This is a genomic window from Phormidesmis sp. 146-12 (assembly GCF_052939495.1).
On sequence record NZ_JBJPHS010000159.1, the window covers coordinates 1 to 11353 of the forward strand.

The following is an 11353-nucleotide window of genomic DNA, read 5'->3' on the forward strand; positions in this document are numbered from 1 at the left end:
TTTAGGGGGCTGAAGCCGATTGAAACGAAGCGAGTCACTCTCATCGAACTGACGCTAAATTAGGTTCGTGGGCACACTTTGCAAGCTTGAAGAAATTAAACTTTCTTGAAAAACTAAAAACGAAGCAGATTTCTTTTTCATCCCTCATCCCTCATCCCTTCCTCATCCCTCATCCCTCATCCCTTCCTCTTCGTGTCAAACGTCTCTCCAGTTGAATCAAAAACCACGCCGATCGCGCCCTTATCCAGGCTAATCGAACCGTTGCTGTTGCTGGCTCCGGCAGGGATTTGGCTGGCCTTTTTGTTGGTGATTCCGACGCTGTTGATTTTTCAACTCAGCCTGGTTCCCAATATCAAGCCGGGTGATGTGGTCAATCCGTCGGGGCTGGACAATTATCTACGGATCTTTCAACCAGATATTCTCAGAGTCGTGGGGCGATCGCTGCTGTTTGCAACTGGGACGACGATTTCCTGTTTGCTGCTGGGCTTTCCCGTCGCTTACTGGATTGCGATTATGGCACCCAAACGCTGGCGCAATCTGCTGCTGTTGGGCTTTATCCTGCCGTTGTGGACTTCTTCGCTGCTGCGATCTTATGCCTGGATTAGTATTCTTCGTCCCACGGGGGTTTTGAATACACTGCTGACTGCGATCGGGCTTCCTACATTAGATTTGTTGAACCGGACTCAGGCAGTTTATGTTGGCATGACCTATAGCCTGCTGCCCTACATGGTACTGATTCTTTACGCTTCTTTAGAGAAACTAGACCGACAACTTTTAGAAGCGGCCGCCGATCTGGGAGCCACTCCCCAACAGGCTTTTTGGAAAGTCACCGTTCCCCAAACCCTACCCGGAATTGCCGCCGGAACGCTCCTTGTGTTCATCACGGGACTGGGCGATTTTGTCAACCCCGAACTTTTGGGCGGAAACTCCAGCATGACGGCGGCAAGGCTGATTTACAATCAATTTCTGGGTGCTACACAAAACTGGGGCTTTGGGTCGGCCTTGAGTATGGTCTTGATTTTGGCGGTGAGTGTGGCGATCGCACTTCTCATTAAATATGGCGGCGAAGATGCAAAATCCTTCTAAATCCACCGATCGAGTTTCCTGGCAGGCGCTATTTTCGGTGTTGATGTTTGGCTTTATGTATCTGCCGATTTTGGTTCTGGGCGTTTACAGCTTTAATGCATCTCCTACGAGCGCTCAATGGACGGGATTCACGCTGGATTGGTATGTGAGATTTTTTAATGACAGTCGCATTCTCTCAGCCCTATCTGACAGTTTGACAGTAGCTTTGTGTGCAGTCAGCATTTCAGCGATCGTGGGGACTCTGATGGCGGTTGGTCTGGCGCGCTATCAGTTTCCGGGCAAGCGATTGTATCAGGGCGCATCTTATCTACCGATGATCATTCCTGACATTGCGATCGCGGTTGCTACACTCGTCTTTCTAGCGGTGATTGCGGTGCCGTTGAGCTTGTGGACGATCGTTGCGGCTCATGTCGTGTTTTGTCTCGCTTATGTGGCTTTTGTCGTCTCGACTCGACTGGTCAATCTCAATCCTCATTTAGAAGAAGCTGCCCTCGATCTGGGAGCCACGCCTTATCAAGCCTTGGTGCGAGTTTTACTTCCAGAACTAATGCCTGCGATTATTTCGGGCTGTTTGTTGGCGTTTGTCCTGAGCATGGATGACTTTTTGATTTCCAGTTTTACAGCAGGTGGCGGAGCGACCACATTACCAATGGAGATTTTCAGCCGAATTCGTACCAGGGTCAGACCAGATATCAATGCGCTGAGTGTGTTTCTCATGGTGACATCGGGCAGCGTTGCGGTGATTGCGGAAACCATTCGCTATCGCAGTGAGAAAAGGCGGTTTCGGTAATGCGGTTTCTCAATTTGTGCAACCATAGAATCAGGTCTAGCAGTGTCTTTTATGAGTCCCTTGGCGATTAACTCGGTTTCAGCGATTTCACTTCATCCGGGCGATCGCTTTGCCATTACGTTTGCGCCGCTCTCACTCGAAGAAGTCTACAACCTGGCTGACGATCCCGCCAATGGAGCCGTGGTGGTGATGAGTGGGACGGTGCGAAACAGTACCGATGGCAAAGCAGTGGTTGCGCTGGAATATCAAGCTTACGAACCGATGGCTGTGCGAGTCTTTCAACAAATCGCCTCAGAAATTCGTCAAACCTGGCCAGATGCCAATCGAGTCGTCATTCATCATCGCGTCGGACGGCTGAATATTGGAGAAATTAGCGTATTAGTCGCGGTCGGCTGCCCTCATCGATCGGAGGCCTTTCAGGCTTGTCAATCTGCGATCGACACGCTCAAACACACCGCGCCAATCTGGAAAAAAGAACATTGGAAGGATGGCTCTAGTAGCTGGGTATCGATCGCAGCCTGTGAGCAACCTGACTGTTAAGGAAATTTACTCGAACCGCCTCTCAACCATTCAATTAAAAACGAGACAAAACTAAAGGATTTTATCAACTTTATAAAGGGTATAAAGGGTCATCAGCCTTTAAGTCTTACAGAAGACAGAATAAATATTGGATATAAGATAAAACAGCTATAGGTGACGGATGTAGCCTGGACTTCTAGGTAGAAACGGATGAGAAACGGTAAAATTCTCAAAGTCCGCAAAGCGATCGTCCTTCTGATTTCAAGGTGTAGTAATACGAATTCTATCCAGGTTGGTCATGCGAAACTGGGTTCAGTCTGATGGAGGAACGTTGTTTTTTGCCCCCAAGTTAGGCGATCGATTGCCTGTGAGCGATCGTGCGGGAGTCACGCTTGACGGGTTACGATTCACCGATGAAGGTCATGCCCCAGACCAGGGCGAATTTGCTCAATTCCGGCTGCCTGATCACCAAGAAGCTGTCTACAATCCTGAACTTAAAATTTCAGTTTGCTCTGATAGCCTGAGTCGTTTTGACGCTCCGTTTGTCGGCTGCGGTAGAGCGTGTGAGGAGGTTATCAGATGGTTTGCTCACTTTCGTAAGCGGCATCAAGCCAAAAATTTGAAGAACCAATGAGCCTTTCTCAGCCTGCAAGCAACCCGACTGCTAGAGGAACTCATGCAAACCGCTTCTTGGGAAAGGGTTCAAATCGATCGCTTTAGGAGTTTTAGAATAAGAGGGCTTCGAGCTTCGCCAAAACATCTTCGACTAGCGCATTAGGGGCTTTCTCAACAAATTTCACTCGTCTCGATCGCCAATCAAAACTCTTCACCTGATCGGTTAGGATGACACCTGATGTCGCCATCTCTTCTAAAAGTGCCACCTCAAATTGAAACCCTTTTGATTGGTTAGTGATAGGACACATCAGTGCTAGTGAAGACAACTGGTTATAGCGAATCGGCGACAGAATGATAGCAGGGCGGTATCCTGCTTGCTCATGTCCCTGCTGAGGGTCAAAACTGAGCTTCACAATGTCGCCACGATTGGGCACGTAGAGGTCTCGATTACCAGATTTCATTGCCGACGGGTTGCCCTAGATCAACTTCCTCATGCACGTTCTCTAGAGTCATTCCCTCTAAAAGCTCATCCAGAGTGTATTTCTTTCTTGGCTCAGGTTTGATCACTAGACTTCCCTCAACCACGGCAAAGGTGACGCTGGTTCCTTCTTTTAAGTCAATTTGTTTGGCGATCGCCATCGGAATCCGAACGCCTAAGCTGTTACCCCACTTCGCTACGACTTGCATTGCCATAAGCCTGTTTTCCAAATGAGCTAGTATAAACATTATATATACAAACTCAGAAAAGCTGCTCATCCAGAATTGCCAAATCGCTGCCTGCAACAACCTGACCGCTTAATTTTAGCCCGTCGCAAACTTACGAATTACACTACCTTTTCAGCTAACTCTCCTTGAAGCTGGCTGGGCGAGAAGGCTCCATGTTCTGTGACGATCGCCGTAATCAACGCCGCAGGAGTCACATCAAAAGCAGGGTTGTAATACTCCACACCCGGCGGACAGAGCATCGTATCGCCAACCTGATACACTTCTACCGGATCGCGTTCCTCAATAGGAATCTGGCGACCGTCGGTGATCTTGAAGTCGATCGTCGAGAGAGGAGCCGCGACAAAGAAAGGAATATTGTGCGCTCTGGCAATCAGTGCCACGCTGTAAGTTCCAATTTTGTTGGCGGTGTCTCCATTGGCGGCAATGCGATCGGCTCCCACAACCACCGCATCGATCATGCCCTGCTGCATACAGTGAGCCGCCATATTATCTGTGATCACCGTGACGGGAATCCCTTCTTGCACACATTCCCAGGCGGTGAGTTTTGCGCCCTGTAAGCGAGGCCTTGTTTCGTCAGCGTAGACGCGCTCTAATCGATCGGCAGCCCAGGTCGATCGCACCACGCCGAGAGCCGTTCCGTAGCCTGCTGTCGCCAGCGCACCCGCATTACAGTGAGTCAGCAAGCGCAACCGATGCGGAGCTTTAGGCAGGACAGACAAGCCATAATCACCGATCGCTTGACAGGTTTCGATATCGTCTGCGTTGATTTGCTGGGCTGTTTCTAACAGCACTTGTTTGAGGTGATCGACTGAGCCGAGGGTTTGGCGGGCCGTTTTGAGCATTCGCTCGATCGCCCAAAACAAATTCACTGCGGTTGGACGAGTGGCGCGGAGTTTTTTGGCCACCGTTTCGAGTTGGGTTAGAAAGGAGTCGCGGTTGCTCGCTTCAATTTCTCGCGCCCCTAGATACATCCCATAGGCTGCCGCAACGCCGATCGCAGGTGCCCCTCTAACAATCATCGTTTTGATTGCCTGTGCCATATCATCAGAGCGACTGATCTCAACCAGCGCATATTCATTGGGCAGACGAGTTTGATCAATTAGCAGAACGTGATCAGTTTGCCAAAGAACGGGATAGACCTGGTTTTGGAGAGACATAGACCTTCGGAGAAATTTTGGGAATATCGGTGTGAACATTAGCAGTCACCACCGTTTATTGTGCATCATCCCGCGACAGCAGTTCACTTCTCGTAACCGATCGATTGTGGAAATGCACCATGTTGACTTTTGCACTCAATCTTTTGCACTCAATAGGTAGTCTCCTTCCTCAGAATTGGGGCTTTTGGGGTAGTGTCGATCGCGCGGTGATCTCCAGTCCTAAATTTTCTCGTAACCCTTCTCTGACCAGGCGTTGCCAGTTGTCGAGCTTGACCAACCATCGCATCAAAACGATCAGACATCCTAGCTGTTCGATGGGAGAGAGGGGAGATTTGAAGATGGCAAACAGGTAGCCTTTGAGACACATCAGACGAGGACGCAGCACCGATCGCCGCTTGATTGTGGGATTGATCCATTGCTCTCGCTCTTGGGCAGATTTGAGTGAGCCAGACTGCTGTTGGTGGCGGCGATTGAGAAACAAAGGGTCGGGTAAAGTAGCGAATTTGCCCATCAGACTGAGTTCGGCTAAAAGCACTTTGTCAGCCCCATAAAACGCCCCCAGCTTTGATGTTTTGGCAAAGGCTTCAGTCCGCACTAATCCAAACACTTCAAAACACCAGCGAGTCGCAATCAAAACTTCTTGATAGCGTTTGTGGGGAGAAGAAGAAAAGTCGCGAGGACGATCGGGCTTACGAAAACGATGGTCAAATTGATCAACAAAACAATCTTCTGTTTCGTCAAAGTAAAGCTTTTGACCTTTGGCATCGATCAGCGTGGTTTTAGAATGGCACAGCACGATATCTGGCTGATTTTCTAATACTTCGACACAGCGTTCTAAATAAGTGGGTGCCAACAGATCGTCGTGGGCTGCCCATCTAAAATAACGACCCCGCGCTTCTGCAAATGTTTGATTGTAATTGAGCGCTGCACCCAGGTTTTCTGCGTTGCGAATATAGCGAATTCGAGAATCTTTGGCTGCATAAGTTCGACAGATTTCTTCGGTACGATCGCTCGACGCATTATCCGAAATAATTAGCTCAAAGTCTTGAAAGGTCTGGTTTAGAATTGAAACGATCGCGTCTTCAATAAACAGTTCTCCGTTGTAAACTGCCAGACCAATGCTGACGCAGGGTGGATGAAAGTTCATGTTAACTCCTGTTAAAGGATCAGGATTAAGCTGACTTGGAGCGTTTTGAGATACGAACTACTGAATCAGTTGGTGTGCTAAATCATTCAATTTGATGACAGTAACCGATCTCCGTATTCAAGTATCTATTAAAACAAGAGCCGTGTGATCTCTAGCCAAACGTGGAAGATGGTCAAATCTTAACCAGGTAAATTAAAAACGTTCTACGTAAGTCTTTAAATCTTTACTTTACTAAATACGTTTGAAGAATTATAAATATACGATTAATTAAGTTGAAATTATATAAAAATAATCTGATGCCTACTATCGAATTAAGCACCTATGATGTGATCTATTTCTGTTAATAATTATCAACAGTTCGTCAGTTTGAACCACTTGAAACTTGCAAATTACAGTATCAGATAACACCTATTCCGGTTAAGTTTGAGCAAAATTTGATTCTTTGAAGACTCCTAGATTGAAGGTCGAATCTCTTTTTTGACTTCAAACAAATTAGTATCAAAACGATCGACTCGCCCCAAAATCTTCAGTACAAAAAAGGCAGAATTTCTTCTGTTCTCTCTGCCTGAGTTTTGAGCCGCTACGCCTGCTTTTCTCGCGTCACAAAAGGTAAGTCAACTAATTCGCCTTGAGCCGTCCCGATCGTCACCTGCATTCCCTCTGCTGCATTGGCTTTTGTGCGGATATAAGCCAGTCCCAACACACCTGCATCCGTTTCTGTCTGACTGGTCAATGTTCCAATTTTGTCGTCGTCGATCGTGACCACTGTTCCCGGTTCAACCACATCGCTCAACTTTACGCCCCAGAGTTGTTGTTTGACTCCTTTGTAGGTGTCGAGACGGGCGATCGTTTCTTGCCCAATGTAGCAACCTTTGTTAAATGAAATCGTGTGCCAAAGTCCGGCTTCTAGCGGGTTATAGTCTTCGGTGAGTTCACGATCGGGCAGTGGGCGGCCCTGTTCAATTCGCAGTTGTTCCCAGGTGCGATCGCTGATGAGTGCAGCCCCAGTTTCTAATAGAGCTTGTTTGAGCCGTTCTGTCTGGTCAGCTTGCGTGATCAGCGTGTATCCCGGTTTGGCCAATCCACTGCCGATCGCCACCCTCACGTCTACTCCCGACCCATCAAACAAGCGGTGAGTGTGAGGCTGTCCCGTGATTTCTATCCCTAATTTTTTGAGAATTGCCTCGCTGCCAGCCCCGATCAGGCTCAACGTTGAAGTCTGCTGAGTGACATCCGTCAGCTTTACCTTGTCGGCGAAAAAGATGTAGCGATCGAGAAATTTGATCACCTTTTCGCTCATGTTGGGCGACACCAACAGTAACACCGAGTCTTCGAGAATGTAGGCGGTGGCGAGGTCGATCGTTCGGGCGGTGGAGGTCAAAAAAACCGTATCGCACCCTTGTCCGGGCTTGAGACTTTTGAAATCGTTGGTACTTTGGTTGTGCAAAAACTGGAGGCGATCGACATCCGAAACCTCAATAACTCCCCAGTGAGAGCGATCGTACACCTGCGCGTCATTCATGATCGGTAAACCCCTAATTGGGCAAATTCTCAAAGATCTGCTCAACAAGTGTTTTAGTTTTATCGTCGAGCCGATTCCAGTTTACCTCGCCTGTTTCATCAATCAGACTGGTATCTACCTCAACGGGTTTATCAATCTGATTAGCAAAGCAAACTCGATAACACAGTTCCCACAGATCAACGGTGACTTGGCGATCGTTTTGTTTGAGACACAGTTCGTAGCCGGGATAAGGAGAAGGTAAGTGAGAAAGCGCTTGTTGGATCTCGGCCGCCTGGTCAGGTGAAGCGGTTTTAAGCTGTGTTTGAAGTCGAGCAACGGAGGCTTTTACATCTTCTGGCGTGTCTTCTGCCCAGACGGGCGCATCTCGATAAGTGCCTTGCCATGTAGATTGCTCAAGCTGTTTGCGAAGGTTGTCAATGACGCGAATAAAGGCAGGCTGCATCAAAATTTCTGCCTGTCGCCACGCTTCGATGGTTGCAAATTTTGGCTTCATACCGATGAGTTTGAACTTTGGAATCAGTCTAAAAAAACGTGAGTTTGAGGGAAGTTCTTTGCTTCGTTTTTAAAGCGGATGGTCGATCGAAATATTCCTAGATTTTTCGGCTCATCAATTCCCAAAGCTTGATAGTCAAAAGCTTGATAGTCAACTGTGTGCCTGCGGGCCTGCCCAAATACTATTGGTGACCTGGCCGTAGGTTTTGGGTTGGTCGTCGGCCGCTGCTAACGTGTCTCCTTGCGAATTAACTGCCCAAAGGGGCCACGGCGATTCGCCCAGGTTGCCCGCTTGAAAGAGGGCCCGATCGTTCTCCTCGGCACTCCAGCCCAACAAAATGGCATTGGTGTATTCAATTCCTGTGGGGGCGACGGTGGTAGCCGCATTGAGCGTTTTGTCCCAGATCAGGGCGTAATCTGAAGCGATGTCAGACCCAAAAATAGATTCAAATTCTCGTGACAATAAGCGATCGCCCGCCGCTGACCAAGAAATCGGCAGCACGATCGAAATGGTGCCCGCCAGATCAGAACTGTTGCCAATAAACGGATTTTCGGCAAAGGGGGATGTCGCGGTAATGGCTTGCAGATCGCCCGTTCTCAGGTTCTCCAAAAACAAAACGCTACTGACTCGACTCAAATAAATCTCTGGCTCGACCAGCATCTGAACGCGGCTGTAGGCCTTGTATTCACCGTTTGGCGAAATCAGAGAATGACTGCGGTAATAATGCTGCGTTGACTGAGAATCAGACAGGTTAGCCATCACCCAACTCCAGGGAATCGGATGGGGACTGTTAAGCGGATCGATCTGGGTCGCCTGAAAATTCATAAAAGACACCCCGCGCCTTGTAGGGTTAGATCTGAGCGGGTAGAAATTTTGGGTGCAGCCTTCAGCACTTTCTAAATTCCACCTGCCTGACTTGTGATAAGTCTCATATTATGGATGCAAACTAAAGTCTGAAAGAGTCGTTTTACAAAAGTTCTTGAGGGTTTAAATTAAATGCAGCAGTTTGCAGATTTTTGACGTTCTAAAGCTCGATCTGCTCATCAAACCTATTTTTCGATACCTGTCTCAAGACAGATCTTGGATGCCCTGTGCTTGCAAAATGGAAGCGCTTCTGATTTATTAACGCGATCGCATGAAAATTGTCTTTTTTGGCACGCCTCAATTTGCAGTTCCCACGCTAGAAGCGTTACTTGCAGATTCAAATTTTGACGTAGTGGCGGTGATCACCCAACCCGATAAGCGCCGAGGACGCGGGAATGAATTGTCCGCTTCGCCTGTCAAGTCGGTGGCACTGGCGCATCAGATTCCTGTCTGGCAACCCAAGAGCGTCAAAAAAGAGGCTGAGACGTTAGAAAAATTGCAGTCTGCTGAGGCGGATAGTTTTGTGGTGGTGGCGTATGGGCAGATTTTGTCTCAAGCCATTCTAGACATGCCCAAGTTGGGATGTATCAACGTTCACGGCTCTCTGTTGCCCAAATATCGCGGGGCGGCTCCGATTCAGTGGTGTCTTTATCAGGGCGAATCTGAGACGGGCATTACCACAATGCTCATGGATGCAGGAATGGATACAGGTGCCATGTTGTTAAAATCGGCGGTGCCGATCGCCCTGCTCGACAATGCCCAAGATCTGGCGGCAAACCTTTCGACGATCGGCGCTAACTTGCTAATCGAAACGCTAACCAACCTGAGTGAAACAACCCCGATCGCTCAAGATGACTCGCAAGCGACCTATGCGCCGTTAATTAAAAAACCAGACTATGAATTGGATTGGACACGGAGAGCGATCGACCTTCACAATCAAATTCGTGGATTTTTTCCCAACTGTACGACGACGTTTCGAGGCGCGATCCTCAAGGTGACGGCGACCATCCCCCTCGCCGCTAAGGTTAAACTTCCGATCGAATTCGCCGACCTTCCGCAAACCTTTGACCCCGTTCAGGCTCCTGGAGAAGTGGCTGCCGTTCTCAAAAATGTGGGATTCGTCGTTCAGACAGGAGACGGATTTTTGTTATTGAGAGAAGTGCAACTGGCGGGCAAAAGTGCGCGATCGGGCTGGGATTTTGCCAATGGCACCCGCTTAGAGGTCGGAGAAAAGCTGGGCTGATCAGTCGGTCTTGAATTTGAAAGACTCCTCGATCGCCAACTTTTTTAACGTGAATTCGATGAATTTTTTCGCTACGGTGTTCGCGGTTTCTGCCCCCCAACCCCCCAATTCTGGGGGACTTTAAGAGAAGGATTCTAGTTCAAAGTCCCCTACTCGTGGGGGATTTAGGGGGCTGCCTGGATTGACAACCGCAGCGAACAATCTAATTGAATTTAGTGAGTGAACTTAGGTTGTTATTGGCGCAGATTTTCTGGAATCTTTTCGGGGACAACCCAGTAATAGACGGTACTGCTTCCAACTTCGACCACTTTTTCGGGCTTCCAGTCGCCCATATCAAAGGCGTGAGAGACAATGCGAGTCCCCGGTTTTAACTCCTTAAAGAGTTTGGGACGCAGTTGGAGATTGATACGCGGTAAGAGGTAAAGTGTGACGACCGTGGCATTTCGCAGATCGGTTTTGAAGAGGTCTTGTTGACGAAACTCAACTCGATCGGTCACTCCCGCCTTACGTGCATTCTCATTGGCTTCTTTGACGCGCTCAGGATCAATATCAACGCCCACTCCTTTAGTGCCAAACTTTTGAGCGGCTGTGACCACAATTCGTCCGTCTCCGCTGCCCAAATCGTAAAGCACATCATTTTTGCCCACCTTCGCGAGCTTCAGCATTTCCTCAACGACGGCGGTTGGCGTTGGCACATAGGGCACATCTAAGGCGCGTTCTTGAGGTTGGGCTGGCGCTTGTGCGGGTGCTGTTGTTGGTGTTGCGGTTGGTGTTGTGGTTGGTGTTGTGGTGGGCGTTACGGCTGGCGATTCGGTTGGGGTTGTCTGTGATGGAACTTGAGCGGTCACAGAATCACGCTGTTGAGTGCATCCAACAATTCCTAAACTGATGGCGCTGGCGGTCACAAAAAGTAGAGATAAGAGTCGTCGCTTCATGATTTCTCCTGATGGTAATGCGTGCAATGTGAATTTGATGGAACGTCAATTTGATGAAATTTTTAGCTGTAGTTGAGAATCTCAGAGGATCGTGAATGAGCATTTTGGGTAGATCACTTGATATGAGATTCCCCCTAGCCTCTTAAGAAGGGAGGGAACCTGAATCCGGCAAAGTTTTTCGCTTCGATGTTCCGCACTTCTGCCCCCCAAGCTACCAATTCTGGGAATCTTTCAGATCAGATCGGTTCAAAGTCCC

General features: G+C 48.6%; 13 protein-coding genes. 5 read left to right on the forward strand and 8 right to left on the reverse strand.

The window, feature by feature from the left end; translation table 11 throughout:
* The first annotated feature begins 192 nt into the window (after positions 1–192).
* From ACKFKF_RS32295 to ACKFKF_RS32310, 4 genes are all read left to right on the forward strand, one after another.
* A complete protein-coding gene (locus tag ACKFKF_RS32295) occupies positions 193–1086 on the forward strand; it encodes an ABC transporter permease (RefSeq protein ID WP_446871503.1) in 894 nt (297 codons plus the stop codon).
* Positions 1070–1876, forward strand: a complete 807-nt coding sequence (locus ACKFKF_RS32300) for an ABC transporter permease (RefSeq protein WP_446871504.1) — start codon at positions 1070–1072, stop codon at positions 1874–1876. The genes ACKFKF_RS32295 and ACKFKF_RS32300 overlap by 17 nt, the downstream gene beginning before the upstream one ends.
* Positions 1877–1927: 51 nt before the next feature.
* On the forward strand, positions 1928–2416 hold the full coding sequence (locus ACKFKF_RS32305) for a molybdenum cofactor biosynthesis protein MoaE (protein ID WP_446871505.1): 489 nt from the start codon (positions 1928–1930) through the stop codon (positions 2414–2416).
* Positions 2417–2693: 277 nt separating this feature from the next.
* Positions 2694–3029, forward strand: coding sequence for a hypothetical protein (locus ACKFKF_RS32310; RefSeq protein ID WP_446871506.1), 336 nt, complete (start codon positions 2694–2696; stop codon positions 3027–3029).
* Positions 3030–3120: 91 nt separating this feature from the next.
* On the opposite strand, the gene mazF is transcribed toward ACKFKF_RS32310, so the two are convergent.
* The 7 genes from mazF to ACKFKF_RS32345 all read right to left on the reverse strand — a co-directional run bounded on the left by mazF (position 3121) and on the right by ACKFKF_RS32345 (position 8880).
* Positions 3121–3471 (reverse strand): endoribonuclease MazF, encoded by a 351-nt coding sequence (mazF, locus tag ACKFKF_RS32315; protein WP_446871507.1) that lies wholly within the window; start codon positions 3469–3471, stop codon positions 3121–3123.
* Positions 3458–3703, reverse strand: coding sequence for an AbrB/MazE/SpoVT family DNA-binding domain-containing protein (locus tag ACKFKF_RS32320; RefSeq protein WP_446861437.1), 246 nt, complete (start codon positions 3701–3703; stop codon positions 3458–3460). The genes mazF and ACKFKF_RS32320 overlap by 14 nt, the downstream gene beginning before the upstream one ends.
* A 131-nt stretch (positions 3704–3834) precedes the next feature.
* Entirely contained in the window at positions 3835–4893 is a 1059-nt protein-coding gene (mtnA, locus tag ACKFKF_RS32325; RefSeq protein ID WP_446871508.1) for an S-methyl-5-thioribose-1-phosphate isomerase, read from the reverse strand.
* Positions 4894–5062: 169 nt separating this feature from the next.
* Positions 5063–6040 (reverse strand): glycosyltransferase family 2 protein, encoded by a 978-nt coding sequence (locus ACKFKF_RS32330; RefSeq protein WP_446871509.1) that lies wholly within the window; start codon positions 6038–6040, stop codon positions 5063–5065.
* A gap of 580 nt (positions 6041–6620) precedes the next feature.
* The gene (gene ygfZ / locus ACKFKF_RS32335; RefSeq protein WP_446871510.1) at positions 6621–7562 is read right to left on the reverse strand and encodes a CAF17-like 4Fe-4S cluster assembly/insertion protein YgfZ; all 942 of its coding nucleotides are present in this window, start codon (positions 7560–7562) and stop codon (positions 6621–6623) included.
* A 13-nt stretch (positions 7563–7575) separates the two neighbouring features.
* On the reverse strand, positions 7576–8055 hold the full coding sequence (locus tag ACKFKF_RS32340) for a hypothetical protein (protein WP_446871511.1): 480 nt from the start codon (positions 8053–8055) through the stop codon (positions 7576–7578).
* A gap of 150 nt (positions 8056–8205) precedes the next feature.
* Complete coding sequence (locus ACKFKF_RS32345; RefSeq protein WP_446871513.1) at positions 8206–8880, reverse strand: hypothetical protein; 675 nt, start codon at positions 8878–8880, stop codon at positions 8206–8208.
* A 310-nt stretch (positions 8881–9190) separates the two neighbouring features.
* On the opposite strand from ACKFKF_RS32345, the gene fmt reads away from it, so the two are divergent.
* Positions 9191–10162, forward strand: a complete 972-nt coding sequence (fmt, locus tag ACKFKF_RS32350; protein ID WP_446861443.1) for a methionyl-tRNA formyltransferase — start codon at positions 9191–9193, stop codon at positions 10160–10162.
* 233 nt (positions 10163–10395) lie between these two features.
* Here fmt and ACKFKF_RS32355 read toward each other — a convergent pair whose 3' ends face one another.
* Positions 10396–11097, reverse strand: a complete 702-nt coding sequence (locus ACKFKF_RS32355; RefSeq protein WP_446871512.1) for an SAM-dependent methyltransferase — start codon at positions 11095–11097, stop codon at positions 10396–10398.
* Between the last annotated feature and the right edge of the window lie 256 nt (positions 11098–11353).

What these genes read in the sequence shown, in the direction of transcription:
- ACKFKF_RS32330 (WP_446871509.1), bottom strand. Translation starts at nt 6,040, where the DNA reads ATGAACTTTCATCCACCCTGCGTCAGCATTGGTCTGGCAGTTTACAAC.
- ACKFKF_RS32355 (WP_446871512.1), bottom strand. Translation starts at nt 11,097, where the DNA reads ATGAAGCGACGACTCTTATCTCTACTTTTTGTGACCGCCAGCGCCATC.
- ACKFKF_RS32310 (WP_446871506.1), top strand. Translation starts at nt 2,694, where the DNA reads ATGCGAAACTGGGTTCAGTCTGATGGAGGAACGTTGTTTTTTGCCCCC.
- ygfZ (WP_446871510.1), bottom strand. Translation starts at nt 7,562, where the DNA reads ATGAATGACGCGCAGGTGTACGATCGCTCTCACTGGGGAGTTATTGAG.
- mazF (WP_446871507.1), bottom strand. Translation starts at nt 3,471, where the DNA reads ATGAAATCTGGTAATCGAGACCTCTACGTGCCCAATCGTGGCGACATT.
- ACKFKF_RS32340 (WP_446871511.1), bottom strand. Translation starts at nt 8,055, where the DNA reads ATGAAGCCAAAATTTGCAACCATCGAAGCGTGGCGACAGGCAGAAATT.
- ACKFKF_RS32300 (WP_446871504.1), top strand. Translation starts at nt 1,070, where the DNA reads ATGCAAAATCCTTCTAAATCCACCGATCGAGTTTCCTGGCAGGCGCTA.
- ACKFKF_RS32345 (WP_446871513.1), bottom strand. Translation starts at nt 8,880, where the DNA reads ATGAATTTTCAGGCGACCCAGATCGATCCGCTTAACAGTCCCCATCCG.
- mtnA (WP_446871508.1), bottom strand. Translation starts at nt 4,893, where the DNA reads ATGTCTCTCCAAAACCAGGTCTATCCCGTTCTTTGGCAAACTGATCAC.
- ACKFKF_RS32320 (WP_446861437.1), bottom strand. Translation starts at nt 3,703, where the DNA reads ATGGCAATGCAAGTCGTAGCGAAGTGGGGTAACAGCTTAGGCGTTCGG.
- ACKFKF_RS32305 (WP_446871505.1), top strand. Translation starts at nt 1,928, where the DNA reads ATGAGTCCCTTGGCGATTAACTCGGTTTCAGCGATTTCACTTCATCCG.
- fmt (WP_446861443.1), top strand. Translation starts at nt 9,191, where the DNA reads ATGAAAATTGTCTTTTTTGGCACGCCTCAATTTGCAGTTCCCACGCTA.